The 26,393-nt window shown below is 67.0% G+C and carries 24 protein-coding genes and 1 pseudogene; 18 read left to right on the top strand and 7 right to left on the bottom strand.

The window, feature by feature from the left end:
- The first annotated feature begins 36 nt into the window (after positions 1 to 36).
- The 12 genes from tssF to ACTJJX_RS10335 all read left to right on the top strand — a co-directional run bounded on the left by tssF (position 37) and on the right by ACTJJX_RS10335 (position 16,366).
- On the top strand, positions 37 to 1,824 hold the full coding sequence (tssF, locus tag ACTJJX_RS10390) for a type VI secretion system baseplate subunit TssF (protein ID WP_016851764.1): 1,788 nt from the start codon (positions 37 to 39) through the stop codon (positions 1,822 to 1,824).
- The gene (gene tssG, locus ACTJJX_RS10385) at positions 1,788 to 2,795 is read left to right on the top strand and encodes a type VI secretion system baseplate subunit TssG (protein WP_016851763.1); all 1,008 of its coding nucleotides are present in this window, start codon (positions 1,788 to 1,790) and stop codon (positions 2,793 to 2,795) included. The genes tssF and tssG overlap by 37 nt, the downstream gene beginning before the upstream one ends.
- Before the next feature lie 6 nt (positions 2,796 to 2,801).
- Entirely contained in the window at positions 2,802 to 5,435 is a 2,634-nt protein-coding gene (gene tssH, locus ACTJJX_RS10380; RefSeq protein WP_016851762.1) for a type VI secretion system ATPase TssH, read from the top strand.
- 10 nt (positions 5,436 to 5,445) lie between these two features.
- Positions 5,446 to 6,957, top strand: coding sequence for a sigma-54 interaction domain-containing protein (locus tag ACTJJX_RS10375; RefSeq protein ID WP_003097799.1), 1,512 nt, complete (start codon positions 5,446 to 5,448; stop codon positions 6,955 to 6,957).
- 88 nt (positions 6,958 to 7,045) lie between these two features.
- A complete protein-coding gene (locus tag ACTJJX_RS10370; protein WP_003117736.1) occupies positions 7,046 to 7,186 on the top strand; it encodes a hypothetical protein in 141 nt (46 codons plus the stop codon).
- A gap of 17 nt (positions 7,187 to 7,203) precedes the next feature.
- The gene (tagH, locus tag ACTJJX_RS10365; RefSeq protein WP_010794017.1) at positions 7,204 to 8,397 is read left to right on the top strand and encodes a type VI secretion system-associated FHA domain protein TagH; all 1,194 of its coding nucleotides are present in this window, start codon (positions 7,204 to 7,206) and stop codon (positions 8,395 to 8,397) included.
- Between the two features lie 5 nt (positions 8,398 to 8,402).
- Positions 8,403 to 8,909, top strand: coding sequence for a type VI secretion system lipoprotein TssJ (gene tssJ, locus ACTJJX_RS10360; protein ID WP_003114612.1), 507 nt, complete (start codon positions 8,403 to 8,405; stop codon positions 8,907 to 8,909).
- Positions 8,906 to 10,237, top strand: a complete 1,332-nt coding sequence (tssK, locus tag ACTJJX_RS10355) for a type VI secretion system baseplate subunit TssK (protein WP_003097790.1) — start codon at positions 8,906 to 8,908, stop codon at positions 10,235 to 10,237. Before tssJ ends, tssK begins: the two co-directional genes overlap by 4 nt.
- 2 nt (positions 10,238 to 10,239) lie before the next feature.
- Positions 10,240 to 11,109 carry a type IVB secretion system protein IcmH/DotU gene (icmH, locus tag ACTJJX_RS10350; RefSeq protein ID WP_003087622.1) on the top strand — a complete coding sequence of 290 codons (870 nt, stop codon included), beginning with the start codon at positions 10,240 to 10,242 and terminating at the stop codon, positions 11,107 to 11,109.
- Between the two features lie 15 nt (positions 11,110 to 11,124).
- Positions 11,125 to 14,652 carry a type VI secretion system membrane subunit TssM gene (gene tssM / locus ACTJJX_RS10345; protein ID WP_003122874.1) on the top strand — a complete coding sequence of 1,176 codons (3,528 nt, stop codon included), beginning with the start codon at positions 11,125 to 11,127 and terminating at the stop codon, positions 14,650 to 14,652.
- Positions 14,652 to 15,380 (top strand): PP2C family protein-serine/threonine phosphatase, encoded by a 729-nt coding sequence (locus ACTJJX_RS10340; protein ID WP_003087627.1) that lies wholly within the window; start codon positions 14,652 to 14,654, stop codon positions 15,378 to 15,380. Before tssM ends, ACTJJX_RS10340 begins: the two co-directional genes overlap by 1 nt.
- Positions 15,377 to 16,366, top strand: a complete 990-nt coding sequence (locus tag ACTJJX_RS10335; protein ID WP_003097784.1) for a serine/threonine-protein kinase — start codon at positions 15,377 to 15,379, stop codon at positions 16,364 to 16,366. Before ACTJJX_RS10340 ends, ACTJJX_RS10335 begins: the two co-directional genes overlap by 4 nt.
- A 27-nt stretch (positions 16,367 to 16,393) precedes the next feature.
- Here ACTJJX_RS10335 and ACTJJX_RS10330 read toward each other — a convergent pair whose 3' ends face one another.
- Positions 16,394 to 16,774, bottom strand: a complete 381-nt coding sequence (locus ACTJJX_RS10330) for a VOC family protein (protein ID WP_003097780.1) — start codon at positions 16,772 to 16,774, stop codon at positions 16,394 to 16,396.
- 245 nt (positions 16,775 to 17,019) lie between these two features.
- Between ACTJJX_RS10330 and ACTJJX_RS10325 the strand changes: the two genes are divergently transcribed.
- Positions 17,020 to 17,481, top strand: a complete 462-nt coding sequence (locus ACTJJX_RS10325) for a bacteriohemerythrin (RefSeq protein WP_003087637.1) — start codon at positions 17,020 to 17,022, stop codon at positions 17,479 to 17,481.
- 64 nt (positions 17,482 to 17,545) lie between these two features.
- Here ACTJJX_RS10325 and folE read toward each other — a convergent pair whose 3' ends face one another.
- The 4 genes from folE to ACTJJX_RS10305 form a co-directional block, all read right to left on the bottom strand.
- Positions 17,546 to 18,091 carry a GTP cyclohydrolase I FolE gene (gene folE, locus ACTJJX_RS10320; RefSeq protein ID WP_003087639.1) on the bottom strand — a complete coding sequence of 182 codons (546 nt, stop codon included), beginning with the start codon at positions 18,089 to 18,091 and terminating at the stop codon, positions 17,546 to 17,548.
- A gap of 77 nt (positions 18,092 to 18,168) precedes the next feature.
- Complete coding sequence (locus ACTJJX_RS10315; RefSeq protein ID WP_003087642.1) at positions 18,169 to 18,726, bottom strand: Smr/MutS family protein; 558 nt, start codon at positions 18,724 to 18,726, stop codon at positions 18,169 to 18,171.
- Between the two features lie 56 nt (positions 18,727 to 18,782).
- Positions 18,783 to 19,103 (bottom strand): hypothetical protein, encoded by a 321-nt coding sequence (locus tag ACTJJX_RS10310; RefSeq protein WP_003087644.1) that lies wholly within the window; start codon positions 19,101 to 19,103, stop codon positions 18,783 to 18,785.
- Positions 19,104 to 19,275: 172 nt separating this feature from the next.
- Entirely contained in the window at positions 19,276 to 19,872 is a 597-nt protein-coding gene (locus tag ACTJJX_RS10305; protein ID WP_003103179.1) for a cysteine hydrolase family protein, read from the bottom strand.
- Positions 19,873 to 20,042: 170 nt separating this feature from the next.
- On the opposite strand from ACTJJX_RS10305, the gene prmB reads away from it, so the two are divergent.
- Positions 20,043 to 20,957 carry a 50S ribosomal protein L3 N(5)-glutamine methyltransferase gene (gene prmB, locus ACTJJX_RS10300; protein WP_003087648.1) on the top strand — a complete coding sequence of 305 codons (915 nt, stop codon included), beginning with the start codon at positions 20,043 to 20,045 and terminating at the stop codon, positions 20,955 to 20,957.
- Positions 20,958 to 20,981: 24 nt separating this feature from the next.
- Here the strand turns inward: prmB and ACTJJX_RS10295 are convergent, their stop codons facing one another.
- Both ACTJJX_RS10295 and ACTJJX_RS10290 read right to left on the bottom strand, forming a co-directional pair.
- Complete coding sequence (locus tag ACTJJX_RS10295; RefSeq protein WP_003087649.1) at positions 20,982 to 21,761, bottom strand: hypothetical protein; 780 nt, start codon at positions 21,759 to 21,761, stop codon at positions 20,982 to 20,984.
- Between the two features lie 77 nt (positions 21,762 to 21,838).
- Entirely contained in the window at positions 21,839 to 22,822 is a 984-nt protein-coding gene (locus ACTJJX_RS10290; RefSeq protein WP_003122871.1) for an alpha/beta hydrolase, read from the bottom strand.
- A 107-nt stretch (positions 22,823 to 22,929) separates the two neighbouring features.
- Here ACTJJX_RS10290 and aroC point away from each other — a divergent pair, with 107 nt between their 5' ends.
- From aroC to ACTJJX_RS10270, 4 genes and pseudogenes are all read left to right on the top strand, one after another.
- The gene (gene aroC / locus ACTJJX_RS10285) at positions 22,930 to 24,021 is read left to right on the top strand and encodes a chorismate synthase (RefSeq protein WP_003087653.1); all 1,092 of its coding nucleotides are present in this window, start codon (positions 22,930 to 22,932) and stop codon (positions 24,019 to 24,021) included.
- A gap of 43 nt (positions 24,022 to 24,064) precedes the next feature.
- Complete coding sequence (locus tag ACTJJX_RS10280; RefSeq protein ID WP_003087654.1) at positions 24,065 to 25,216, top strand: MFS transporter; 1,152 nt, start codon at positions 24,065 to 24,067, stop codon at positions 25,214 to 25,216.
- Entirely contained in the window at positions 25,213 to 25,830 is a 618-nt protein-coding gene (locus ACTJJX_RS10275; RefSeq protein ID WP_003103182.1) for a methylthioribulose 1-phosphate dehydratase, read from the top strand. Before ACTJJX_RS10280 ends, ACTJJX_RS10275 begins: the two co-directional genes overlap by 4 nt.
- Positions 25,827 to 26,371 (top strand): annotated as a pseudogene (locus tag ACTJJX_RS10270) (1,2-dihydroxy-3-keto-5-methylthiopentene dioxygenase). Before ACTJJX_RS10275 ends, ACTJJX_RS10270 begins: the two are co-directional and overlap by 4 nt.
- Positions 26,372 to 26,393 lie beyond the last annotated feature (22 nt).

Below are 26,393 nucleotides of genomic sequence, written 5' to 3'. Positions count from 1 at the left end.
ACTGCCATCAGTGAAACGATATCCAGCAGGTAGGCCGTGTCCTTCAATCATTACTACCAGAGCGAACTCACCGCACTGCGCCAGCTGGGGCGCCGTTTCGCCGAGCGTAGCCCGGCCCTGGCCCCGTTTCTCGGGCAGGTCGGACGCGATCCGGATGTCGAGCGCCTGCTCGAGGGCTTTGCCTTCCTGACCGGGCGGTTGCGGCAGAAGCTGGACGACGAGTTGCCGGAACTCAGCCACTCGATGATGCACCTGCTGTGGCCGAACTATATGCGCCCGCTGCCGGCTTTCAGCATTCTCCAGTTCGACCCCCTGACCCGCCCGGGCGGGGCGCTGCGCGTGGAGCGCGATACGCCGGTCGAGAGCCGGCCGGTGGGCGAGGTCGCCTGTCGCTTCCGTACCTGCTACGCCACCGAGGTCCTGCCGCTGGTGCTGGAGGCGCTCAACTATTCGGTGACCGGCGAAGGCGCGCTGCTCGGCCTGCGCCTGGCGATGAACTGCGACGGGCACCTCGGCGAGCTGGGCCTGAGTCGGCTGCGCCTGCACCTGGCCGGCGAGCGCTACATCAGCCAGATGCTCTACCTGTGCCTGCTGCGCAACCTGGAGAGCATCCAGCTGATTCCGCTGGACGCCCATGGGCGGCCGCTGGATGGCGTGGCCGGCAAGCCGATGTCGTTCCGCCTGACGGGCGAGCGGGTGCAGCCGGTGGGTTTCGCCGAAGACGAGGCGTTGATTCCCTATCCGCTGAATACCTTCCGTGGCTATCGCTACCTGCAGGAGTACTTCGCGTTCCAGGACAAGTTCCTGTTCGTCGACGTGGATGGCCTGGACCTGCTCGGCGCGCTGCCCGAGGAAACCCTCAAGCAGGTCCGCGGCCTCGAGTTGCGCTTCGATATCCGCAAGAGCGGCATCCAGCGCCTGCACCCGACGCTGGAGAACGTCAAGCTGTACTGTACGCCGGTGGCCAACCTGTTCCGCCACGATGCGCTGCCGATCCGCCTAGACGGCAAGCAGGACGAATACCTGCTGATGCCGGCCGAATACAGCCTGGAGGACTGCGGGGTGTTCTCGGTAGAGGGCGTCACCGGCTGGCGGCCGGGTGGGCTCGGCTACCAGGCCTATGTGCCGTTCGAGTCCTTCGAGCACGATCCCAGCTTCGACGTCCCGGAAGCACGGCCCCACTACAGCGTCCGGCAACGGACCTCGTTGCTGCACGATGGCCTGGACACCTACCTGAGCTTCGGCATCCGCCATCCCGAGCAGATCGAGACGCTGTCGGTGGAACTGACCTGCACCAACCAGAACCTGCCCCAACGGCTGCGCCTGGGCGATATCTGCGTCGCCTGCGAAGGCACGCCGGAGTTCCTCGGTTTCCGCAATATCACCCCGGCGACGCCGAGCTACGCGCCGCCGCTGAACCGCGATTTCCTCTGGAAACTGATCAGCAACATGTCGCTCAACTACCTGTCGCTGGCCAACGTCGACGCGCTCAAGGTGATCCTCGAAACCTACGACCTGCCGCGCTACTACGACCAGCATGCGGCGAAGGTCAGCAAGCGCCTGCTGGGCGGGCTCAAGTCGGTCCGCCACGAGCATGTCGACCGCCTGCATCGGGGCCTGCCGCTGCGCGGCTTGCGTACCGAGCTGACGATCGATCCGGAAGGCTACATCGGCGAGGGCGACCTGTTCGTGTTCGCTTCGGTTCTGAACGAATTTTTCGCGCTTTACGCCAGCATCAACTCCTACCACGAGTTGCGGGTGAGGAGCACACAGGGAGACGTGTACCAATGGAAACCGCGCATGGGTTTGCAGCCCCTGCTGTAAGCGCGCTGGCCCGGGGCATTCGCGAGTACTCGCTGTTCCAGGCGGTCCTGCTGGTCATGGATCGCCTCCGCGAGAAATATCCCGGCCTGGGAGACGAGGCGCTCTACGATCAGTTGGAATTCCAGGCCAATCCTAGCCTCGGTTTCCCGGGCAGCGATGTCGATCGGGTGGAGTTCTTCGAAGAGCGCGGCATGCTGCGGGCGCGGCTGCGTTTCAACCTGATCGGCTTGTTCGGTGCCAGTTCGCCGTTGCCGGCGTTCTACAGCGAGCAGGCTTTGGGCGACAGCGAGGAGGGCAATCCTACGCGGAACTTCCTCGATCTCTTCCATCACCGCCTGCATCGGCTGCTGTTGCCGATCTGGCGCAAGTACCGCTACCGGGTGAGCTTCCAGAGCGGCGCGAGCGATGCGTTCTCCGCTCAGTTGTTCGCCCTCGTCGGATTGGGCGGGGAAGAGATCCGCAAGGCCAGGGAACTGAACTGGAAACGCCTGCTGCCCTACCTGGGCCTGCTCAGCCTGCGGGCGCACTCGGCGGCCTTGATCGAGTCGGTGCTGCGCTACTACTTCAAGCATGCCGAACTGGTCGCCGAGCAGTGTATCGAACGGCGCGTCGCGATCCTCGAAGAGCAGCGCAACCGGCTCGGCCTGTTCAACAGCCAGCTTGGCGAAGACGCGGTGCTGGGCGAACGGGTCCGCGACCGCAGCGGCAAGTTCCGCATTCATATCCGCCAGCTCGACTGGCAGCGCTTCCACGAGTTCCTGCCGATCGGTCCCGGCTACCAGCCGCTTTGCGCGCTGGTTCGCTTCACCCTGCGCGACCCGCTCGACTACGACATCCGGCTGGTCTTGCGCCACGAGGAAATCCGCGAGTTCCGCATCGGCGCGCAGAACGCCTGCCGCCTTGGCTGGACCAGCTGGCTGGGCCGGGAGCGCGCGGATGGCGTGGTGACGCTGGGCAGCAAGATTCATTAAGGATGGATGAGCATGATCAACGTAGACCTGCAACAACTGATTCAGGCGCTGGATGCCGACACCCGGCGCGACCTCGAAGGCTCGGCCGAGCGCTGCGTAGCCCGTGGCGGCAGCAAGGTACTGGTGGAGGACCTGTTGCTGGGCCTGCTGGAGCGTCCCCAGGGACTGCTGGCGCGCGCCCTGCAGGATGCCGCGGTGGACGCCGGCGAACTCAACGCCGCGTTGCAAGCGCGGGGCGAGCACAGCGCCTCGCGCAATCCGGTGTTCGCGCCCGAGCTGGTGCAGTGGCTGCAGGATGCGCTGTTGCTGGCCAACCTCGAACTGGGCCGTAGCCAGATCGACCAGGCGGCATTGATCCTGGCCCTGCTACGCAACCCGTTGCGCTATGCCGGCAGCCGCTACCAGCCGCTGCTGGCGCGGCTCGACATCGAGCGGTTGAAGGATTTCGCGCTCTCGCAGCCGCTGGAGGGCGCGCCCAGCGGCAAGCCGGGCGGCGGCGAGTCCCTGTTGCAGCGTTTCACCCACAACCTTACCCAGCAGGCGCGCGACGGCAAGCTCGATCCGGTGCTCTGTCGCGACGGGGCTATTCGCCAGATGGTCGACATCCTGGCCCGTCGGCGGAAAAACAACCCCATCGTGGTCGGCGAGGCCGGCGTCGGCAAGACCGCCATCGTCGAAGGCCTGGCCTCGCGGATCGCCGCAGGGGAAGTGCCGCCGGCGCTGAGGGACGTCGAGCTGTTGTCCCTCGACATGGGCCTGTTGCAGGCCGGTGCCAGCGTGAAGGGCGAGTTCGAGCGGCGCCTGAAAGGCGTCATCGACGAAGTGAAGGCAGCGCTCAGGCCGACCATCCTGTTCATCGACGAGGCCCATACGCTGATCGGCGCGGGCGGTCAGGCCGGCGGCTCGGATGCCGCCAACCTGCTCAAGCCGGCCCTGGCACGTGGCGAGTTGCGCACCATCGCGGCGACGACCTGGGCCGAATACAAGAAGTATTTCGAGAAGGACCCGGCGCTGGCCCGGCGCTTCCAGCCCGTGCAGTTGCATGAGCCGAGCGTTGCCGAGGCGGTGACGATCCTGCGTGGCCTGGCCCGGGTTTACGAGGAAAGCCACGGTATCTACCTGCGCGACGACGCGGTGGTGGCCGCCGCCGAACTGTCCGCCCGCTACCTGGCGGGTCGCCAGTTGCCGGACAAGGCCGTCGACGTCCTCGACACCGCCTGTGCGCGGGTGCGCATCAGCCTGGCGGCGGCGCCGGAGAGTCTCGAGCGCCTGCGCGGCGAGCTGGCCGAAGGCGAGCGCCAGCGCCAGGCCCTGCGCCGCGATGCCGAGGCAGGCCTGCCGATCGACCACGATACCCTGCAGGCGCTGGAGGAGCGCCTGGCCCAGGCGGAAAGCGAGCGGCACGTACAGGAGGACCAGTGGAGCCGCCAGCGCGAACTCGCCGAGCGCCTGCTCGCCCTGCGCCAGCAATTGGCCAGGGCCCGCGAGGCGAACCGGGAAGAGCAGGGCGGCGAGGCGGACGCGGAGACTTTCCCGGCCGACGAGCATGGCGGTGTCGAAGCCCTGGAAAAGGCCCTTCACGAAACCCGCCAGGCGCTCGCCGATGCCCAGGCCCAGGGGCGGCTGGTCAGCTTCGAGGTCTGCCCGCGCCTGGTTGCCGAGGTGATCGGCGCCTGGACCGGCGTACCGGTGGAACAACTGGCGCGGGAACACAACGCCAAGGTGATGGGGTTCGCCGACGACCTGCGGACGCGGATCCGTGGCCAGGAACAGGCGGTCAGCGCCCTGGACCGCGCGATGCGCGCCACCGCGGCCGGGCTGAACAAGCCCGATGCGCCGGTCGGCGTGTTCCTGCTGGTGGGCCCGAGCGGGGTGGGCAAGACCGAGACCGCGCTGGCGCTGGCCGACCTGCTGTATGGCGGCGAGCGTTTCATCACCACCATCAACATGTCCGAGTTCCAGGAGAAGCACACCGTCTCGCGCCTGATCGGCGCGCCGCCCGGTTATGTCGGCTATGGCGAGGGTGGCATGCTCACCGAGGCGGTACGCCAGAAGCCCTATTCGGTGATATTGCTGGACGAGGTGGAGAAGGCCGATCCGGACGTGCTCAACCTGTTCTACCAGATCTTCGACAAGGGCGTGGCCAACGATGGCGAAGGGCGCGAGATCGATTTCCGCAATACCTTGATCCTGATGACCTCCAACCTCGCCAGCGAGCACATCGCCGCGCTTTGCCAGGACGGCGCGCGGCCTTCCGCCGAACTCCTGGAGGAAACCATCCGGCCGGCGCTCAGCCGGCATTTCAAGCCGGCGCTGCTGGCGCGCATGCGCGTGGTGCCTTACTACCCGGTGGGCGGCCCGGTACTGCGCGAGCTGATCGAGATCAAGCTGCAACGCCTCGGCGAGCGCCTGGCGCGCCGTCAACTGGCTTTCGACTACAGCCAGGCGCTGGTGGGCCACCTGGCCGAGCGTTGCACCCAGAGCGACAGCGGCGCACGGTTGATCGACCACCTGCTGGACACGCACCTGCTGCCGCTGGTGGCCGACCGTTTGCTGGAAGCGATGGCGCGCGACGAGCGTCTCGAGCGGGTCCATGCGACGCTGGGCGAGCACGGGCGCGTGCTCTGCGAGTTCGCCTGAGGTGGGTGCGATGTTCAGCCGCGTACCGCAACCCCTGGCCTTCGCCGAAGCCCTGCTCGCTCAGTTCGGCGCGCTGTCGCGGGAAACCGACATCACGGCCCTGCTGGGCGGTTTCGCACGCGCAGTCGGCGAACTCAGCGGCTGCGAGCTGAGCCAGTTGTATCTGCTCGACCAGACCCATACCGCGCTCACCCTCAACGCCGAATGCCGGGACGGCCTGTTGCAGGCGCTGGAGCCGTCGAGCCTGCCGGCGGACTACACCGGCGAGCAGTTGCTGCAGTTCGCCCTGTGCCAGAACCGCGTGGTCAGTCTCGTCGACCTGCCGTCGCGGCTGCACGAGACCGGCTTCCTGCCGGCAGGGGAGCAGCCCTGGCTGTCCCTGCTCTGCGTTCCGCTGGTGAGCCCGGAGAAAACGGTCGAGGGCATGGTGGTCTGCGCCACCCGGCGGCCATTGGACCTGCAGGGATTCGCCCATCCACTGGGCCAGCTGGGCTCGTTCGTGCTGGCCCAGCTGCATCTGCTGCAACGCCTCTCGCAACCCTCCGGCGAGCCGCAGGGACCGTCCAGCGCACCGGTGGTCAGCGGCTACGGGCTGATCGGCAGGAGCGCGGCGATGCGTGAGACCTGCCGCCTGATCAGCAAGGTCCTGCACAACCCCTATACCGTGTTGCTGCAGGGCGAGACCGGCACCGGCAAGGAGGTGGTCGCACGGGCGATCCACGAGTACGGCCCGCGGCGTGCACAGGCGTTCGTGGTGCAGAACTGCGCGGCGTTTCCGGAAAACCTGCTGGAAAGCGAGCTGTTCGGCTACCGCAAGGGCGCCTTTACCGGTGCCGAGCGCGATCGTCCCGGGTTGTTCGATGCCGCGGATGGCGGAACCCTGCTGCTCGACGAAATCGGCGACATGCCCCTCTCGCTCCAGGCCAAGCTGTTGCGCGTGTTGCAGGAAGGCGAGATTCGCCCGCTCGGCGGCAACGATACGCACAAGGTCGATGTACGCATCATCGCCGCTACCCACCGTGACCTCGCCCTGCTGGTACGCGATGGCAAGTTCCGCGAAGACCTCTACTACCGGCTGGCGCAGTTTCCCATCGAGTTGCCGCCGTTGCGCCAGCGCGAGGGCGACGCCCTCGAACTGGCCCGGCATTTCGCCGAGCGCGCCTGCGTGTTCCTGCGCCGCGCGCCGCTGGGCTGGTCCGCGGAAGCGCTGGAACTGCTCGACGGCTATGGCTTTCCCGGCAACGTTCGGGAGCTGAAGGGACTGGTGGAATGCGCGGTACTGCTCTGCGAAGGCGAGGTGCTGCTGGCCGAACACTTTTCCCTGCGCGCGCCCCCGGAAGCGGAGGCGCCGCTCAAGCTGCGCGAGCATCTGGAGCAGATCGAACGGGACCTGCTGCTCGCCTGCCTGCGCAGGAACGCTGGCAACCAGACCCTCGCCGCGCGCGAACTGGGTCTGCCGCGACGAACCCTGATCTATCGCATGGGACGCCTGAACATTCATTTCGGCGATCCCCGGACCTGAAGCCCATGATCGAGATTTCCTTCCAACCAGCCCAGCCGGGCGCGCGCCTGGAGCGCGGCGTCCGCGGCCCTTCCATGGAGACTCCCTGATGCCTGTTCGTCACTGGCCCGCCGTGCTTCTGGCCTTGGCCGTCCTCTGCGGCCTCTCCGGTTGCAGCGGCAACTACAAATTCAACGACGGCGACTATCGCCCGCTTGGCGATCCGCAGGCGGTCAATCGCGGCAAGTGACCGCAAGGAGCGATCTCATGGAACTGGTATTGGAAATGCTCAGCGCCAAGCAATTCGTACCGACGGAGCTATGCAGCAAGACCTTCGGCAGGAACGGCGGCCTCATCGGCCGCGGCGGTGAGTGCGATTGGGCGATTCCCGATCGCAAGCGGCACCTGTCCAAGCAGCATGCGCGGGTCAGCTATCGCAACGGCGCGTTCTACCTGACCGACACCAGCAGCAACGGCATCCGCGCCGGCAACGGCAGCCGCCTGCCGCATGGCGAGCCGCAGCGCATCGAGCAGGACAGCGTCTTCCTGCTCGGCGACTTCGAGATCCGCGCGCGGTTGCTGCGCGAGCCCGACGAGCTCGCCATGGACGTCGGGCGGCCGCAGCCGGCGGGCAGCATCATTCCGGACGATGCCTTCCTGGCCCTCGATCCGTTGCAGGCGCTCGACCAGGACGGTGCAGATGCCTACGAACTCGACGACCTGAGCGCGATCGCCCAGCCCAGCCAGGAGGCCGGGGCGCGTGCGGACTACGCGCGGATCGACATGGAAAGCCTGGTCGTACCGGAGCTGGTGCCCGCCCCGGCGGCTCCGCAGGAACCCGTGGAAAGTCCGCGTCCGGGTCGCGACGAAGCCTTCTGGCAGCGTTTCGGCCAGGCCCTGGGAATGGACCTCGAAGGCCTCGACGGCGCTGCGCGCGAAGCGCTGGCGATCGACGCCGCCGGTTTGCTGCGGCAGTGCATCGGCGGCTTGCAGCAGAGCCTGCGGACCCGCAGCGAACTGAAGAACGAACTGCGCCTGTCGCTGAGCACATTGCGCGATACCGGCAAGAATCCCTTGCGCTTCAGCGCCGATGCCGGCGAGGCGCTGGGTCATCTGCTACGGGATGGCAAGCCTGGCCAGTTGAGTGGCGAACAGGCCGTCGCACGCAGTTTCCGCGACCTCCAGGCACACCAGGTGGCGCTGCTCGGCGCCAGCCGGGCGGCGGTGCGCGCGACCCTCGAGCATTTCTCGCCGCAGCAGCTGGCCCTGCGTTTCGAGCGCGACGGTCGCCGGCCGTTGCTGGCCACCTCGGGCAGCCGCTGGCGTGCCTATGGTCGCTACCACCAGTCGCTATGCCAGGACGACGATTGGAGCGAGCGTCTGTTGGCGCGTGATTTCGCCCAGGCCTACGAAGAGCAGGTTCGCCTGATTTCCACCCTCTACACCGAGCACCAAGGATGATCGCCATGTCTCGTCGCCCGATCCCGCCAGCCAGGGCGCTGGCCATGCTCGCCGTCCTGGCGCTGCTGGCCGGCTGTTCCACGCTGTCGCCGTATTCCAGACTGACCAAGCTCGACCTCGCCCTGAGCGCCGGCGAGCGGGTCAATCCCGACCTCAATGGCCGGCCGTCGCCGGTGGTAGTGCGGCTGTTCGAGCTGAAACACCCGGTGGCGTTCGAGAACGCCGACTTCTTCAGCCTCTACGAACGTCCCAAGGAGACCCTGGACCCCGACCTGGTGACCAGCGAGGAGCTGGAGCTGCGGCCCGGCGAGCGGGTCGAACTCAAACTCAGCGTGGAGGAGGGGAGCCGCTACGTGGGCGTGCTCGCCGCCTACCGCGATCTCGGCGAGGCAAGCTGGCGCTACGTGGTGCCGGTCACGGCGAAAGAGCTGACCCGGGTAGAGCTGAAGCTGGGCCAGAAGGGCATCCTGAATGCCGGCGAATTGCTCGGCAAGGCGGGTGACGCGCGATGAACGTGCACAAGATCGTCTGGCAGGAAGGCATGCTGCTGCGCCCGCAGCACCTGCAACACAACGACCGCTACTACGACAACCAGATGAAGGCCCGGACCCAGTTGCTGGGCAGCTACAACTGGGGCTTCCTCGCCCTGGAGCTGGACCGCCAGTTCCTCAACATGGGCAAGCTGGTGATCAGCCAGGCCTCCGGCGTACTGCCCGACGGCAGTCTGTTCGAACTCGGCGGCAACACCGAGCCGCTCGCCCTCGACGTGCCGCCCAATACCTCGAACGTGCCGATCTATTTGGCCCTGCCGCTGGTCACCGGCAACCACATCGAGGCGCGCCGGCCGGAGCAGGCCGAGGTCCTGGCGCGCTATACCGCCTACGACCTGGAGGTGGCGGACTCCAACGCCGGCGAGGATTCCATGGTACAGGTCAGCTGCGCGCGGCCGGATTTTCGCCTGCTGCTCGGCGAGCAGCAGAGCGACCAGGCCTACGTCAAACTGAAGGTGGCGGTGGTGCTGGATACCACGCCGGACGGGGTGATCAGCCTCGATCCCGACTTCGTGCCGAGCTACCTCCACGCCCACGCATCCGCCTACCTGCTGTCCTGCCTGAAGGAAGTGATCAGCATGCTCGGCCATCGCGGCGACACCATCGCCGAGCGTATCCGGTCCAATGGCAAGGTCGGCGGCGCGGAGGTCGGCGATTTCATGATGCTGCAACTGATCAATCGCACCGAGTTGCTGCTGCGCCACTACCTGGGATTGGAGCAGGTGCATCCGGAGCAGTTGTACCGGGTGCTGCTGACCATGCTCGGCGACCTCGCCACCTTCGGCAGCGAGAGCAAACGTCCGCGCCTGGACAGCCGTTACCAGCACAGCGACCAGGGCGCCAGCTTCCGCAGGCTGATGGAGGCGATCCGCCAGGTCCTGTCGATGGTGCTCGAGCAGCATGCCATCGAACTGCCTCTCCAGGCCCGCCAGTACGGCATCCTGGTCTCGCCCCTGCACGACCACAAGCTGCTCGGCAGCGCCTCGTTCGTGCTCGCCGCCAGTGCCAATTGCGAGTCGGAGGAACTGCGCCAGCGGCTGCCCGCGCATCTCAAGGTGGGTGCGGTCGAGCACATTCGCCAACTGGTCAACCTGCACCTGCCGGGGATCCGGGTCAAGCCGCTGCCGGTGGCGCCGCGGCAGATCCCGTTCCACTCCAACAAGACCTATTTCATTCTCGAACCCAACGCCGAGGACATGGCCCAGCTGGAGCGCTCCGGTGGTTTCGCGTTCCACGTATCCGGCGAGTTCTCCGAGCTTGAACTGAAATTCTGGGCCATCAGGAACTGAACATGATCAAGGAAAGGGAATACCACGAGGACGAGAAGACCGTCCTCCTCGATCACCAGGGACAGGTACCGGCCCAGGGGCCGCTGACCGATTTCGCCGAACCGCCGCGCTTCGAGCAGCTCGAGGAGCGGATGATCTACGCGGCGCGCCTGCGTCCGGGCGAGGCCTTCAACGTCAGCCTGAACCCGCTGGTGGCGGCGGCTTCCGAACTGCTTTCGGAAGTGGTCCGGCTCAAGCACAGCACCGTGCTGGAGAACCTTGCGGCGCTCAAGGAGCGGTTGACCTCCGCCATGAAGCTCTTCGAATTCCGCGCCGTGCAGGATGGCGTGGAAAACAGCCAGGTCATGGCGGCGCGCTACGTGCTGTGCACGGTGGTCGACGAGGCGGTGGTGACCACCCCGTGGGGCAACGAAAGCGAATGGTCGAAGATCAGCCTGCTGAGCAGCTTCCATAACGAGACCTTCGGCGGCGAGAAGTTCTTCCAGTTGCTCGACCGGCTGTCGAAGAACCCGGTCAAGCACCTGCCGATGCTGGAGCTGATGTACCTCTGCCTGGCCCTCGGCTTCGAGGGCAAGTACCGGGTGATGGCCCGCGGCGTGCTCGACCTGGACGGTATTTCCGATGCGCTCTACCGGCAGATCCGCCAGTTGCGCGGCGACGTGCCGCGCGAACTGTCGCCGCACTGGCAGGGGCTCAGCGACCAGCGTCGCGGCCTGGTGCGGATCGTGCCCTGGTGGATGGTGGCGCTGTTCACCCTGGTCTGCCTGGTGGTGATGTATTCGGGATTCGCCTGGGTTCTCGGCGAACAACGCGACACGGTGCTGCAGCCTTACCAGTCGCTCGATGCGGCGGCAGGACAGCCCGGTTCGTAAACACAGGGACGCGAAATGAAAAACTTCTTCAAGAAAGTCGGCGCCTTCCTGCGCAAGACGTGGGTCTGGACGCTGTTGCTGGTACTCCTGGCGGCATTGCTGGTGTGGTTCGTCGGGCCGCTGCTGGCGGTCGCCGACTACAAGTTCTGGGAAAGCCCGACCTCGCGGTTGCTGAGCATCAGCCTAATGTTCCTGGTCTGGGGGCTGGCGATGGTCTTCGTCAGTTGGCGCGCCGGAGTGCGGCGCAAGGCCGTCGAGGACAGCGACGAGGGCCAGGAGCGCCTGCGCCGCGACGGTCTGATCGAAGACGAACAGAAGGAATTGCGCAGCCGCTTCAAGGACGCCTTGCGCACCCTGAAGACCTCCAGCCTGTACCGCGGCCGCAGCGAGCGCTGGCGCAACGAGCTGCCCTGGTACCTGCTGATCGGCCCGCAGGGAAGCGGCAAGACCAGCCTGCTGGACTTTTCCGGACTGGAATTCCCGATCAACCGGATCGACCGCAAGCTGACCCGCGACACCGCCGGCACGCGCTACTGCGACTGGTACTTCGCCGACCACGGCGTCCTGATCGACACCGCCGGGCGCTACCTGACCCAAGCCGACGGCGAGGTCGACGGGGGCGCCTGGGCGACCCTGCTCGGCCTGTTGCGCAAGCGCCGCCGCGCACGGCCGCTGAATGGCGTGATGGTGTCGATTCCGGTAGAAACGTTGCTCAGTGACGACGAGATGGCGCTGGATACGCTGGCTCGCCAGGTGCGTGCGCGCCTGCAGGAAATCCAGCAGACCCTGCACCTCGATCTGCCGGTCTACCTGGTGCTGAGCAAGGCCGACCAGTTGCTCGGCTTCGACGAGTTCTTCGACCAGTTGAGCCGCGAGGAGAGCGACCAGGTTCTGGGCACCAGCTTCGGCAAGGAGCAGAACGGCACCGATGTGACGGTCCTGCGCCAGGCGTTCGAGGACCTTCTGCGACGCCTGAACAGCCAGGTGATCATGCGCATCCACCAGGAGCGCGATACCCTGCGTCGCGGTCGCATCCTGGACTTCCCGCACCAGCTTGGCCAGATCGGCGAGCGGTTGTGCCTGTTCGTCGAACTCGCCTTCACCGGCAACCGCTACCAGCGCGCCAGCCGCCTGCGCGGCTTCTACCTGACCAGCGCGCCGCACCTGGCCCAGCAGCTGGACGAGGACACCGCCGGCATCGGCGCCAACCTGGGGATCGCCAGCGGCCTGCTGCCGACCCTGCGCAACGGGCGCTCGCGCTTCATCCATCACCTGCTGAGCCAGGTGATCTTCCCCGAGGCCAACCTGGCAGGTCTCGATCGCCGCGAACGCACGCGCATCCACTGGGGCCAGCGAGCCCTGTACGTCGGTTCGCTGGCGCTCCTTCTGCTATTCGGCCTGCTCTGGGCTGGCGGTTTCTCGGCCAACCACGAGCGCCTGGAGCGGGTCCGCGAGCTGGCGCAGCAATGGGCCCAGCAGCGCCAGGCGCTTGGCGAGCGCGACGACGCCATGGCGGCGCTGAAGACGCTGGATAGCAGCTATGCGGCGACCACCGTGTTTCCGCCCAAAGGGGAAGTCTCGCTGCACGAGCGCGCCGGGCTGTACCAGGGCAACGAGGTCAACCCGCCGCTGGCCGCTGCCTATCGCCGCGAGCTGGAGACGCAACTGCTGCCGCGCGTGGCGCGGATGCTCGAAGCGCAGATCCGCGGCAACATGCAGAATCGCGAACGCCTGCTCAACAGCCTGCGGGCCTACCTGATGCTGAATCTGCGCGAGCGCCGCGAGAACGGATGGCTCAAGGACTGGGTGGCTACCGACTGGTCGCAGCGCTATGCCGGCAACGGCACCGTGCAGAATGGCCTGAACACGCATTTCGCCCGTCTGCTCGAGCAACCGTTCAGCTATCCGCTGAACGAGACCCTGGTGGCCCAGGCACGCCAGGTGCTGCGCAGCGAGTCCCTGGCCAACGTGGTCTACCGGGTGCTGCGCGAACAGGCGCGAAGCCTGCCCGAGTATCGCTTCGGCCAGCACCTGGGGCCGCAGGCCGGTCTGTTCGTCGGCACCGACTACGTGATCCCGGGGTTCTACACCCAGCAGGGCTACCAGCAATACTTCGTGGTCCAGGGCGCCAGCCTGGTCAACGACATCCTTCGCGACAACTGGGTCCTGGGCGAGGGCAGCGGGATCAGTGACATGGACCTGCGGCGCCTGATGGTCGAACTCGAGCAGCTGTATTTCCGCGACTACGCGAACTTCTGGAGCGAGGCGGTCGGACGCCTGGGCCTGCTGCCGTTCAACGATGCCGGCGAGGGCGCCGACCAGGTTTCCGGGCTGCTCGCCGCCAACTCGCCGATCCTCCAGTTGTTGCTGGAGGTCCGTGAGAACACCCGTTTCCCGGTCCTGGCGGAGAGCGCCGAGGCGCTGGCAGAGGCCAGCGACAAGGCCGCGGAAAAGGGCGGCAAGCTGGGCAAGGCGGCCGCCGCGGCGGCCGGCAAGGCCAGGGACGCGTTGGCGAAGAACCTGCCGGATACCGCGAAGAAGTCCCTGCAACGCCGCTTCGAGCCCCTGCATCGCCTGCTCGACGATAACAACGGCCCGGCGGCCGACCTCACCCCGCTGTTGCAGGCGCTCAACGAGTTGCAGTTGCAACTCGCCGGACTGGCGCGCGCCAGCCAGCCGGAGCAGGCGGCTTTCGACATGGCGAAGAGCCGCATGGGCGGCCAGCGCGATGCCCTGAGCAACCTGCGCAACGCCTCCGCGCGACTGCCGCGACCGCTCGGCGGATGGTTCAGCGTGCTGGCAGAAGACGCCTGGCGGCTGGTCCTCGGCGATGCCTACCTGTACCTCAACCAGCGCTACCAGAGCGAGCTGTACGGTTTCTACAGCAAGGCGATCAACAAGCGCTACCCGTTCAACGCGCACAGCGCCAGCGATGTCGCGGTCAGCGATTTCCGCGAGTTCTTCAAGGCGCAGGGCGTCGCCGAACGCTTCTTCGAAACCTACATGCGGCCCTTCGTCAGCGGCGACCCGGGCAGTTACCGCCTGCGCAGCGTGGACGGTTACAGCCTGCCGATGTCCAAGGTCTATCTCGACCAGATGGGCACGGCCCAGGTGATCCGCCAGAGCTTCTTCGCCGAGAACCCGGCCGAGCCACAGGTGCGCTTCCGCCTGGAGCCCTATACCCTCGATCCTGGCGTCAGCCGCGCCGAGTTCCGTTTCGACGGTCAGTCCATGGAGTACCGCCACGGCCCGATCGTGCCGATGTCGTTCAAGTGGCCCAGCGACGCCGACGGCGGCCGCACCAGCCTGGTGCTGGAGAAGATGGCCGGACGACCGGTGGGAATCGAACGCAATACCGGGCCCTGGTCGCTGTTCAGGCTGTTCGACCTGATGCAGACCGAGTACCTCAGCGGGCGTGACGTGATGGTGCTCAAGGCCGACCTGGGCGGCCTGCGCGCCAACTACCTGCTGCTCGCCCAGCGCACGCCGAATCCGTTCGATCTCGCGGTCCTGCGCAGCTTCCGCATGCCGGTGCAGCTCTGATGCAACGCACCGAGCCCTGGCGCAGCGCGGCGCGCACGGATCGCGGCAAGGTCCGCGCGCGCAACGAGGATGCCTTCCTGGACTGCCCGGATCGCGGGCTCTGGGCGGTCGCCGATGGCATGGGCGGGCACCAGGCCGGCGACCTGGCCAGCCGGATGATCGTCACCAGCCTGGCGGAACTGCCGGCCCGGGCGGGATTCGACGAGCGCCTGAACGCGATGCGCCAGTGCCTGCACTGGCTCAACCGGCGCCTGGGCGAGGAACTCACCCTCAGCGCCGAACGCGGCGACAGGATCATCGGCAGTACGGTGGTGGCGCTGGTCGTGGAGGGGTCGCGGGCGGCCTGCGTGTGGGTCGGCGACAGCCGCTGCTACCTGTGGCGCGGCCAGCGGCTGTACCAGCTGTCCCGCGACCACTCGCTGTTGCAGCGACTGGTCGACGAACGGCGGATGGATATCGAGCAGGCCCGCGCCTATCCCTCGGCGCGCGCGCTGACCCGTGCCGTCGGCGCCAGCGAACAACTGGTGCTGGACGTGTTGGAACTGGAGGTGCATCCCGGGGATGTCTTCCTGCTCTGCAGCGACGGGCTCTACGAAGAGCTGAGCGCCGATGCGCTGGGTCGCGCGTTGAGCCTGGCATCGCCGCAGGTGGCGGTGGAGCGGCTGTTCGACGGTGCCCTGAGCGGCGCCGCACGGGACAACCTGACGGCCGTGGTGATCCGCCAATGAACGAACCGCTGTCGTCGCTGGAGCTGCTGCCGGAGGAGGAGGGCGGCGCGAACCTGACCTATTTCGCCTTCGCCGCCCCGACCGCCTCGGCGCCGGACCTGCCGGCGGTGTTGCCCGGTCCGCTGCCGGACGTTCTTTCCGGGCGCTACCGTCTGGAGCGGATGCTCGGCGCCGGCGGCATGGGGACGGTCTACCGTGCCCGGGACCTGCTCCATGAGCAGTTCGGCGACCCGGCGCCGCTGGTAGCGCTGAAGCTGCTCAACGAGTCGGTCGCCGAGTCACCCGACGCCAGCGCCTTGCTCTATAGCGAGTTCGCCCTGACCCGGCGCTTGCGCCATCCGAACGTCGTGCGTCTGTTCACCTTCGACGTCGACACCGCATGCCAGCGCGCCTACATCGTCATGGAACTCATGCCTGGCCTGCCGCTCGACCGCCTGCTCTGCGAGCGTCCCGAAGGCCTGCCCTGGTCCGAGCTGAGCGCGATCGCCCGGCCGTTGCTGGATGTTCTGGCCTACGTCCACGAACAAGGAGTACTGCATGGCGACCTGAAGCCGAGCAACGTGATGCTCGGCGAAGAGGGCGTGCGGCTCTTCGACTTCGGCCTCGGCCAGGCGCAGGCAGGCATCCTGGATGGCCTGCCGCAGCTCAGCCGGGGCCGCATCGACGCCTGGACTCCGGGCTACGCCGCTCCCGAACTGCTCGAGGGCGCGCCATTGTCGCCGGCGGCCGACCTGTATGCGCTGGCCTGCGTCCTCTACGAACTGGCCGACGGTCGCCATCCGTTCCGCCGCCTGCCCTCGAACCAGGCCCGGGAGCAGGGGCTGGAGCGCCAGCTGCGCGCGCCCGGACACCTGCCTCGGCGCTGCTGGCCGGCGCTGCGTACCGCCCTGAGCCTCGACCCCGAACGGCGCTGCATCGGCGTCCGCGAATTGCAGGAAGCGCTGGGCGCGCGGCGTTCCTGGCTGGCCGGCGTTCTTGCCCGTTGAGCCGGCGGCGCTCGGTTTGCAGGACCTCTACGGCCGCTCTCCGCAAGCGCTCTGCAGGGCGATACGATTGCCTTCGCTGTCCCTGATCTCGGCGATGAACACGCCGTCGCCAAGCGGCGTCTTCGGGAAGAGGATTTCGCTGCCTTCGCCGAGGGCCCGGGCAATGACGGCATCCAGGTCCGCGACATTCAGGTAGATGATCGCCCCATGTAGCGTAGGCACGTAGACGTCGCCCTCGGCGAGTGCGCCGCTGGCACCGTCACGGCCTTCCTCGAAGGGGAAATGCGCCATTCTGCTTCCGTGCAGGGTGGCTACCTCGCCGAACGCCACTCCGAACACCGAGGCGTAGAAACGCATCGCCCTCCCCAGGTCGGACACCGGTATTTCCACGTGCGCGATCAGGTTCATTTCCTTCCTGTCCTGTCGGGACCACTGGTGACGCCGCTTTCCGGCGACGATGGCGGATGTTCAGCCGCGCGAAACCGAGCGGATCGAGCGGGCATGCCGCCGCGAGGGGGGCGAATGAATTCATGCGAAATTCATTAACATCTTGTCCCGCTTGACCGGCGTCAATACCCGTACTGCGTCACAAAAATACCCTGGCCCCAGGCCGTTCGGAAAGGCCGTTCGCTGTTCGCTTGGGGGAAGTCATCATGGCGCATCTGGTCTGGCAGGATGACCTGAATACCGGTATTCAGGTCATCGACAATCAACACAAACGCATCGTCGAGATGATCAATCACCTGCACGACGCCCAGCAAGGCAAGGAACACGCGGCGATCGCCGAGGTGATCGAGGAGCTGGTGGACTACACGCTGTCGCACTTCGCCTTCGAGGAAACCCTGATGGAGGATGCCGGCTACCAGTTTTCCCGGGCGCACAAGAAGATCCACGAGCTGTTCATCCGCCGGGTCTCCGAATACCGGGTGCGCTTCCAGGCCGGCGAGGATGTCGGCGATGAACTCAAGGGCTTGCTCTCGCGCTGGCTGTTCAACCACATCCGCAACGACGACGCCGGATATGTGGATGCGGTACGCCACAGCATGTCCGAACTGGTCAAGGACAAGAGCGAGGGCGGTTGGTTGTCGCGCTCGATGAAGCGCTTCTTCGGCTGATCGCCGGGGAAGGAAACGCAAAACCGGCCCAGTGGGGCCGGTTCTTTCGCCAGCGGACCTGGCCTCAGCGGATCAGGCTGAGGAATTCGCTGCGGGTGGCGGCGTTGTCGCGGAATTCGCCGAGCATCACCGAAGTGACCATGGACGAGTTCTGCTTTTCCACGCCGCGCATCATCATGCACATGTGCTGGGCCTGGATCACCACCGCGACGCCGAGGGCGCCGGTGACCTGCTGGACCGCCTCGGCGATCTGCCGGCTCATGTTCTCCTGGATCTGCAGGCGGCGGGCGTACATGTCGACGATCCGCGCGACCTTCGACAGGCCGAGCACCTTGCCGTTCGGGATATAGGCCACGTGGGCCTTGCCGATGAAGGGCAGCAGGTGGTGCTCGCAGAGCGAGTACAGCTCGATGTCCTTGACCAATACCATTTCGCTGTTGTCGGAGCTGAACAGGGCACCGTTGACGACTTCTTCCAGGCTCTGTTGGTAGCCGCGGCACAGGTACTTCATGGCCTTGGCGGCACGCTTGGGCGTGTCCAGCAGACCTTCGCGGTTAACGTCCTCGCCGAGCTGGGTGAGGATCGAGGAGTAGTGTTGTTCCAGGGACATGGGCGTTCCAGTCAGACGATTACCAGCGCGGAGGGTAGGACGTCGCCGGGCCGCTGGCAAGACTCGGCGCTTGCCGGCTACTCGTCGCGGCCTTCGAGCATGGTCCTGCGCAGCATCACGTAGACCGAGCCGGTGCCGCCGTGGCGTGGCAGGCAGGAGGTGAAACCGAGCACCTGCGGGTGCTGGCGCAACCAGGTATTGACGTGGCTTTTCACCAGCGGGCTGCGTCCGTCCTTGCGCGCGGCCTTGCCATGGGTCACGCGCACGCAGCGGATTTCCAGGCGGGTGGCCTCGGCAAGGAAGTCCCATAGCGTCTGCCGGGCCTTCTCCACGCTCATGCCGTGCAGGTCGAGGCTACCGTCGAAGGGCACCAGGCCCTGCTTGAGCTTGCGCAACTGGCTTTCCTGGACGCCGTCGCGGGCCCAGGACAGCTCGTCCTCGGGGCCGACGTCGATGACGAACTGGTCGGACAGGCCATCGACGCGGATTTCGTCGTTGCGCACGCTGGCATTGAGCTGGCGCTGCTTGAGTTGCTGGCGGTCGTTGCGAGGTTTGCCGGTATCGGCTCGATCGACCGAGATGCGCTTGACGCCGCGCATCTCGCTCTTGAACAGGGAAAAGTCGTCGTCTTGCATGGGAGCCTCCGCGAAGCGGCGCAGTTTACCGGATCGGCCGGACGCCGGCAGCCCGCTCAGTCGCGCTTTTTCATCAGGTTCGGCGACAGGCTCAGGTCGCTGTTGCGGCGGCTGCGGCGGCGGCTGAAACGCCAGAAGAACACGCCGAGGCAGAGCGACAGCAGGCCAAGGGCCAGCAAGACGCCGCCAGCGGCGGGTTCGATATGCAGCATGCCGACAGCCGGCTGGCGGCCGATCAAGGCCGAGGTGCCGGCCAGCGACAGCAGCACGCCCAGGCTCGCCACCAGGGCCGCGAACGCCGCCGCCAGGCGCCAGCGCCAGACTCTCGGCCGGCGCGGGCGCAGCCGGCGCGCATCGAAACTATCGGACAACTTCATCCCGACTTCCTCGTGTGTCATCGGGGCTAGGACCGGAACCTTCCGGCCGGGTTCCCGGATTCCCGGGAGCCGTGGGCAAACCGTGCGCCACTCGTCTTCTCGCCGCAAGCCATGGCCCTGCAGGCAGACTAGTCCTCCGCAGGGCGGGACGGGAGGGCGGCTGGATGGGCGGTCAGAGAAGTTCCCGGGCCTGGGCGACGATCGCCGCGAAGTTGTCGCCGAGGGCGGCGATCTCGGCGCGTTGCAGGTCCGCGGCGCTCAGGACCCCGCCGTTCAGGGTGGGTATGTCGCGGGTGGCGCAGGCGCTATCGGCGAGGGTGCAGCGGTAGCCGTAGTCCTTGGCCGCGCGCACGGTGGTGCTGACGCTGGAATGGGTCATGAAGCCGCAGACGATCAGGTCGAGACGGCCGTGGTTCTGCAGCAGGTCGTGCAGCTCGGTGCCGGAGAAGGCATTGGGCAGGCGTTTCTCCACGACTTTTTCCCCGGCTTCCGGTTGCAGTTCCGGGAGGAACTGGCCGCGCGGCCCTTGCGGATCGAACAGGCCGCCCTGGATACCCAGGTGGCGTACATGCACGATGGGCGTACCGCTGGCGCGGGCCGCCTGCACCAGCACGCCGATCTCCGCGGCGGCGGCGTCGAGGCCTGGCAGGCGCAGGGCGCCGCTGCGGTACTCTTCCTGGGCATCGATGATCAGCAAGGTGCTCTGCCGAAGGGGGGCTGGCGGGTAGCCGCGTCCGCTGATCTGCAAAAGGGTGAGCGGATGAGGCATGTCACTACTCCTGAGAAGGCACATGCCTTTCATTCTGGCCCCTATCGGCGAGCCTGTGAACCTTTGCCGCATGCGCACTAAAGTGGTATGGACTTCCCGCGCTGGAGGCCAGCTCCGGCGCGATCGGCTAGAATGTCGCCCTTTTGTGCGTTGCGAGGAGCAATTCCGTCATGTCCGAGTCCCGTCTGCTCACCCTGCGCGACTACATCCGCTGGGCTGTCAGCCGTTTCCACGCCGCCGGCCTGTTCTTCGGTCACGGCACCGACAATGCCTGGGACGAGGCGCGCCACCTGGTTCTGGGCTCCCTGCACCTTCCCTGGGAAATTTCTGACAGCTACCTGGATTGTCGCCTGGAAGACGATGAACGCGCCGAGTTGGCGGAAATCCTCCGGCGGCGCATCGAGGAACGGATTCCGGCGGCCTACCTGCTGGGCGAGGCCTGGTTCTGCGGGATTCCATTCAGCGTCGACGAACGCGTGCTGGTGCCGCGCTCGCCTATCGCCGAACTTATCGAACAGCGCTTCGCGCCCTGGCTGCCGGCCGAGCCGGCGCGAATCCTCGACCTCTGCACCGGTTCCGGCTGCATCGGCATCGCCTGCGCCTATGCGTTCGAGCAGGCGGAGGTGGTGCTCGCCGACCTGTCCTTCGATGCGCTGGAGGTGGCCAACGTCAATATCGAGCGCCACGACCTCGGCGAGCGGGTCTACACCGTCCAGGGCGACGGTTTCGCCGGGCTTCCCGGCCAGCGCTTCGACCTGATCGTGTCCAATCCGCCCTACGTGGATGCCGAGGATTTCGCCGACATGCCGGCGGAGTTCCATCATGAGCCTGAACTCGGCCTGGCCTGCGGCGACGACGGCCTGGACCTGGTGCGACGGATGCTCGCCGAGGCGGCCGACCACCTCAGCGAGAAAGGCCTGCTGATCGTCGAGGTGGGCAACAGCGAGGTCCATGTGCAGGCGCTGTATCCGGAAGTGGACTTCACCTGGCTGGAGTTCGAGCACGGCGGCCACGGGGTGTTCATGCTGTCCGCCGCGCAGTGCCGCGAGCACCGGGAACTGTTCCGTTCGCGCTTGGAAAAGTGATCGGAGGCGGCTGGTGCCGCCGGTTCAGTGAGTGGCGATCCAGATCAGCAGGCCGGCCTGGAACACCGCGAAGGCGGTCAGGCAGGCGATGGTGAAGCGCAGGCTGGTGTCGTCGCGGCGGTAGTGGTTGATGCGCTGTTCCAGTTGGCGGATCTCCGCATCCTGGGCCTGCAGGGTCTGCTCGGCCTGTTCCAGCATCGCCGCGGCGTCCAGCAGCGGCACGATCTGCACCTTGTCCTTGTGCCAATCGCTGTGCAGCTCACTGACCCGGCCGGCGCTGTAGCGGGCCTTGAGCAACCGCTGGTCCTCATAGCTGACGTCGAAGCCCTGGGCGCGGATGAAATGGTCGCGGCGCAGGCGTGCGTCTTCGGTCAGGCCATCCTTCAGCGCCAGTGCGCCGCCTTCCACCTTGTAGTGGGCCCAGCGTCGTTGCGCCCAGGCGATCGCCTGGGCCAGCAGGAAACGGCCCAGCCCGCGGTTCAAGGGTTCCAGGCTGAGCCCGGCGTCCGAACCGAAACGTACTTCCTTGTTGCGATGATCGGCCCAGACCTCCAGCAGGTTCTGCTCCTTGCGCAGCATCAGGCCTGGCACCTGGATGCTCAGGCGCAGCAGGCTCTGGTCCGCGCTGTGCCGTTCGACCCTGCCGAGCTGGACGAAGCGCAGGGGGCGGGCGCCGGTCGCGCGGTCGGTGGGCAGTGGCGCCAGGCGGAGCAGGCGGAAATGCTCCGGGGCCAGTTCGGCCCAGGGGTGCGGCGGTTTCTTCTCGGCTTCTTCTGCGGCCGGTTGGGTATCGCTATCGATCATCGGACATCCTCTGGCCGGCCGCCTTCACGGGCCGGCTTTCAGAACTTGTCGGCGCGGGAAGCGATTTCTGTAGCGGCTCAGCGGCCTTTTTCCGCCTCTGCGCCGCGCAGGATGAAGCGGCTGACCGCCTCGACCAGTTGCCGGGCCAGCGGCAGGTTCGGGTCGTTGTAGGCGGAAAGCTGCTGGAGACCGGTGCTCGGGGCGATCCGCAGGATGTGGTTCATGCCGTCGATGAGCACCAGTTGCGAGTCGGGCTTGGCTCGCTGGAGCGCCTCGGCGTCGGCGACGCCGACCTGGATGTCATTGCGGCCCTGGACGATCAGGGTCGGGATGCGCAGGCGGCCGAACGCGCGGGCCGGGTCTTCGCGGAACAGCGAGATCAGGTACGGCTGCACGCTGGGGCGGAGCAGGCTGGCGAGCGCCGGCGGGATATCGCCGCGGGTCTCGCCGGCCTTCAGCGAAGCCAGCACCGAGTCGGCCTGGCGCAGTTGTGCCGGCGGCAGGCGACCGCGCAGTTGCTCGCGCAGCACCCGGTCGATGGGTTGGCCGCTGCCGGCGATGGCGATCAATTCCTCGGCCGGCGTGCGAGGCGCCGCCAGGCTGGCGATCAGCGCGCCTTCGCTATGGCCGACCAGGATCAGCCGGGAGAAGCGCGGGTCGCGGGCCAGCCGCTCGCTCCAGGCGACCACGTCGTCGACATAGACGCCGACGCTGAGGTCTTCCTCGCGCGGCGCCGCCGCCAGGCTGCGGGCGACTCCACGCTTGTCGTAGCGCACGCTGGCGATTCCGCGTTCGGCCAGGGCCTCGGCGAGACGCAACAGGTAGCGGTTGTTGCCGCCGAAGGGGTTGTTGCCGTCGCGGTCGGTGGGACCGGAGCCGGCGACCAGCAGGACCACCGGCGGCGGCACGGCGCTGCGCGGCAGCAGCAAGGAGCCGCGCAGCACGCCGTGCCCGGTGTCCAGGTCGTAGGGGCGGTGCAGGATGCTGTTGGGAGCGGCGTGGGCCAGGCTGGCGAGCAGGCAGAACAGGGCGAGGAGGGCGCGCGGCATGGAGGTCTTCATGGGCCGATGATAGCGCTTTGATCGCGTCCTCCGGGGAAGGTTCGCAGGCCCGTCCTTGACGGGTATACTCCGATGTCTTTCCCTCTCGTCCTCACGCGGAGCCTCGCATGTCCGGCAACACCTACGGCAAGCTCTTCACCGTCACCACCGCAGGCGAAAGCCACGGCCCGGCGCTGGTCGCCATCGTCGATGGGTGCCCCCCGGGGCTGGAACTGTCCGCCCGGGACCTGCAACGCGACCTCGACCGGCGCAAGCCCGGCACCAGCCGGCACACCACCCAGCGCCAGGAAGCCGACGAGGTGGAGATTCTTTCCGGGGTGTTCGAGGGCAAGACCACCGGCACGCCGATCGGCCTGCTGATCCGCAACACCGACCAGAAGTCCAAGGACTACTCGGCGATCAAGGACCTGTTCCGCCCGGCCCATGCCGACTACACCTACCACCACAAGTACGGCGTGCGCGACTACCGCGGCGGCGGCCGTTCCTCGGCGCGCGAGACCGCCATGCGCGTGGCCGCCGGGGCTATCGCCAAGAAATACCTGGCGGGCCTGGGCATCCAGGTGCGCGGCTACATGAGCCAGCTCGGGCCGATCGAGATTCCGTTCAGGAGCTGGGACAGCGTCGAGCAGAATGCCTTCTTCAGCCCCGACCCGGACAAGGTGCCGGAGCTGGAGGCCTACATGGACCAATTGCGCCGCGACCAGGATTCGGTCGGGGCGAAGATCACCGTGGTTGCCGAAGGCGTGCCGCCGGGCCTGGGCGAGCCGATCTTCGACCGCCTGGACGCCGAACTGGCGCATGCGCTGATGAGCATCAACGCGGTGAAGGGCGTGGAGATCGGCGCCGGCTTCGCCAGCATCGCCCAGCGCGGCACCGAGCACCGCGACGAACTGACCCCGCAAGGCTTCCTGTCGAACAATGCCGGCGGCATCCTCGGCGGGATCTCCTCCGGCCAGCCGATCGTCGCCCACCTGGCGCTGAAGCCGACCTCCAGCATCACCACTCCCGGGCGCTCGATCGATACCGCCGGCGAGCCGGTGGACATGATCACCAAGGGCCGTCACGACCCGTGCGTCGGCATCCGCGCCACGCCGATCGCCGAGGCGATGATGGCCATCGTCCTGCTCGACCAGTTGCTGCGCCAGCGTGGGCAGAACGCCGACGTGCGCGTCGACACGCCGGTCCTGCCGCAGCTGTGAGGGCTGTGGCAGGCAGCGATGCGGGACGGGTGAACGGCGGATCGTGACCAGCGCGGTTCCCTACTGGCGCCTGTCCAGCTTCTATTTCTTCTATTTCAGCCTGCTCGGCGCCACGGCGCCGTTCCTCGCCCTGTATTTCCATCACCTGGGCTTCCCCAGCCCGCGCATCGGCGAGCTGGTGGCGATTCCCATGCTGATGCGTTGCGTCGCGCCCAACCTGTGGGGCTGGCTGGGCGACCGCAGCGGCCAGCGCCTGGCCATCGTGCGCTTCGGCGCGGTATGCACGGCGCTGGGCTTCTCGCTGATCTTCGTCAGCCACAGCTACGCCTGGCTGGCCTTGGTGATGGCGTTGCACGCGTTCTTCTGGCACGCCGTGCTGCCGCAGTTCGAGGTCATCACCCTGGCCCACCTGCGCGAGCGCAGCGCCAGCTACAGCCGGATTCGCCTGTGGGGCTCGATCGGTTTCATCTGCACCGTGGTCGGTCTCGGCGCGCTGTTCGAGCGCCTGAGCCTGGATGTCTACCCGGCGACGCTGCTGGGTATCATGCTCGGCATCGTGCTGTGCAGCTGGTGGGTGCCCAATGCCCAGCCGGCCCATCGCGAACCGCGCGAAGGCGAGGGCGGCTTCCTCGCCCAGTTGCGCCAGCCGGGCGTGCTGGCGTTCTACCTGTGCGTGTGCCTGATGCAGCTGTCCCATGGGCCGTACTACACCTTCCTGACCCTGCACCTGGAATCGTTGGGCTACAGCCGGGCGCTGATCGGTCTGCTCTGGGCGCTGGGGGTGGTCGCCGAGGTCATGTTGTTCCTCGCCATGCCACGCCTGCTGCAACGCTTCAGCCTGCGCCAGGTGCTGGCCGCGAGCTTCCTGCTGGCGTCGCTGCGCTGGCTGCTTCTCGGCAACCTGGCCGACAGCCTGGCGCTGCTGGTCTTTGCCCAGACGCTGCATGCCGCCACCTTCGGCAGTTTTCATGCGGCTGCCATCCATTTCGTGCAGCGTAGCTTCGGCCCGCGCCAGCAGGGCCAGGGCCAGGCCCTGTATGCTGCGCTGGCCGGTACCGGCGGAGCCCTGGGCGCGCTGTATTCCGGCTATAGCTGGAACAGCCTGGGCCCTGCCTGGACCTTCGCCATCGCCAGCCTGGCAGCCTTGCTGGCAGCCGCTATCATCAGTACCCGTTTGCAAGAGGTGCGGGCATGAACGACAACCGTGAACAGCTGACCCAGCAGATCATCGACGCCGGCCGGTTCCTCTACGGCCGCGGCTGGTCGCCGGCAACCAGCAGCAACTACTCCGCGCGCCTGGACGAACAGCGCGCGCTGCTCACCGTCTCGGGCAAGCACAAGGGCCAGTTGGGCTTCGACGACGTGCTGGCCACCGACCTGGCCGGCAACAGCCTGGAACCGGGCAAGAAACCCTCGGCGGAGACCCTCCTGCACACCCAGCTGTATGCCTGGAACCCGGCGATCGGCGCGGTGCTGCATACCCACTCGGTGAATGCCACCGTGCTTTCCCGCCTGGTCCGCGGCGACCGCCTGGTGCTGCAGGACTACGAACTGCAGAAGGCCTTCGCCGGGGTCACCACCCACGAAGGCCAGGTCGAGGTGCCGATCTTCGACAACGACCAGGACATCGCCCGCCTGGCCAGCCGCGTGCAGCCCTGGCTGGAGGCGCATCCGCACTGCCCGGGGTATTTGATCCGCGGCCACGGGCTGTACACTTGGGGCGCGCGCATGAGCGATGCCCTGCGTCAGGTGGAAGCTTTCGAGTTTCTGTTCGAGTGTGAACTGAAAGTACTGAGTCTGAGCCGATGAGCAGCCTTACCGTCTATCACGAGAACCAGCCGGAGCAGCCGCTGAAGCTGCTGACCCATGCCGAGGACATCGCTTCGACCCTGGCCGAGGTCGGCGTCCGTTTCGAACGCTGGGAAGCCGCCGCGCCGATCGCCGCCGGCGCCAGCCAGGACGAGGTGATCGCCGCCTACGCCCACGAGATCGAGCGGCTCAAGCGCGAGCGCGGCTACATCACCGTGGACGTGGTCAGCCTGAACAGCGACCACCCGCAGAAGGCCGAATTGCGCGCCAAGTTCCTCGACGAGCACCGCCATGGCGAAGACGAGGTGCGCTTCTTCGTCGCCGGGCGCGGCCTGTTCGTCCTGCATATCGAGGAGCATGTCTACGCCGTGCTCTGCGAGCGCAACGACCTGATCTCGGTGCNGCCGGCACCCGCCACTGGTTCGACATGGGCGAGCACCCGCATTTCGTCGCCGTGCGCCTGTTCAACAACCCGGAGGGCTGGGTCGCCCAGTTCACCGGCGACGACATCGCCAGCCGCTTCCCCCTGCTGGAAGACTGAGCGAGGCACCGTCCCATCCGTC

This window comes from Pseudomonas sp. 22490, assembly GCF_052044465.1.
In the GTDB taxonomy this organism is placed as follows: Bacteria; Pseudomonadota; Gammaproteobacteria; order Pseudomonadales; family Pseudomonadaceae; genus Pseudomonas; species Pseudomonas aeruginosa.
Note: the sequence above shows the minus strand (reverse complement) of the source record. Positions and strands in the feature narration are given on the sequence as shown.

Bases quoted from the DNA above. Each gene is read 5' to 3' on its own strand.
- tssG (WP_016851763.1), top strand. From the start codon at position 1,788: ATGGAAACCGCGCATGGGTTTGCAGCCCCTGCTGTAAGCGCGCTGGCC.
- tssH (WP_016851762.1), top strand. From the start codon at position 2,802: ATGAGCATGATCAACGTAGACCTGCAACAACTGATTCAGGCGCTGGAT.
- ACTJJX_RS10375 (WP_003097799.1), top strand. From the start codon at position 5,446: ATGTTCAGCCGCGTACCGCAACCCCTGGCCTTCGCCGAAGCCCTGCTC.
- ACTJJX_RS10370 (WP_003117736.1), top strand. From the start codon at position 7,046: ATGCCTGTTCGTCACTGGCCCGCCGTGCTTCTGGCCTTGGCCGTCCTC.
- tagH (WP_010794017.1), top strand. From the start codon at position 7,204: ATGGAACTGGTATTGGAAATGCTCAGCGCCAAGCAATTCGTACCGACG.
- tssJ (WP_003114612.1), top strand. From the start codon at position 8,403: ATGTCTCGTCGCCCGATCCCGCCAGCCAGGGCGCTGGCCATGCTCGCC.
- tssK (WP_003097790.1), top strand. From the start codon at position 8,906: ATGAACGTGCACAAGATCGTCTGGCAGGAAGGCATGCTGCTGCGCCCG.
- icmH (WP_003087622.1), top strand. From the start codon at position 10,240: ATGATCAAGGAAAGGGAATACCACGAGGACGAGAAGACCGTCCTCCTC.
- tssM (WP_003122874.1), top strand. From the start codon at position 11,125: ATGAAAAACTTCTTCAAGAAAGTCGGCGCCTTCCTGCGCAAGACGTGG.
- ACTJJX_RS10340 (WP_003087627.1), top strand. From the start codon at position 14,652: ATGCAACGCACCGAGCCCTGGCGCAGCGCGGCGCGCACGGATCGCGGC.
- ACTJJX_RS10335 (WP_003097784.1), top strand. From the start codon at position 15,377: ATGAACGAACCGCTGTCGTCGCTGGAGCTGCTGCCGGAGGAGGAGGGC.
- ACTJJX_RS10330 (WP_003097780.1), bottom strand. From the start codon at position 16,774: ATGAACCTGATCGCGCACGTGGAAATACCGGTGTCCGACCTGGGGAGG.
- ACTJJX_RS10325 (WP_003087637.1), top strand. From the start codon at position 17,020: ATGGCGCATCTGGTCTGGCAGGATGACCTGAATACCGGTATTCAGGTC.
- folE (WP_003087639.1), bottom strand. From the start codon at position 18,091: ATGTCCCTGGAACAACACTACTCCTCGATCCTCACCCAGCTCGGCGAG.
- ACTJJX_RS10315 (WP_003087642.1), bottom strand. From the start codon at position 18,726: ATGCAAGACGACGACTTTTCCCTGTTCAAGAGCGAGATGCGCGGCGTC.
- ACTJJX_RS10310 (WP_003087644.1), bottom strand. From the start codon at position 19,103: ATGAAGTTGTCCGATAGTTTCGATGCGCGCCGGCTGCGCCCGCGCCGG.
- ACTJJX_RS10305 (WP_003103179.1), bottom strand. From the start codon at position 19,872: ATGCCTCATCCGCTCACCCTTTTGCAGATCAGCGGACGCGGCTACCCG.
- prmB (WP_003087648.1), top strand. From the start codon at position 20,043: ATGTCCGAGTCCCGTCTGCTCACCCTGCGCGACTACATCCGCTGGGCT.
- ACTJJX_RS10295 (WP_003087649.1), bottom strand. From the start codon at position 21,761: ATGATCGATAGCGATACCCAACCGGCCGCAGAAGAAGCCGAGAAGAAA.
- ACTJJX_RS10290 (WP_003122871.1), bottom strand. From the start codon at position 22,822: ATGAAGACCTCCATGCCGCGCGCCCTCCTCGCCCTGTTCTGCCTGCTC.
- aroC (WP_003087653.1), top strand. From the start codon at position 22,930: ATGTCCGGCAACACCTACGGCAAGCTCTTCACCGTCACCACCGCAGGC.
- ACTJJX_RS10275 (WP_003103182.1), top strand. From the start codon at position 25,213: ATGAACGACAACCGTGAACAGCTGACCCAGCAGATCATCGACGCCGGC.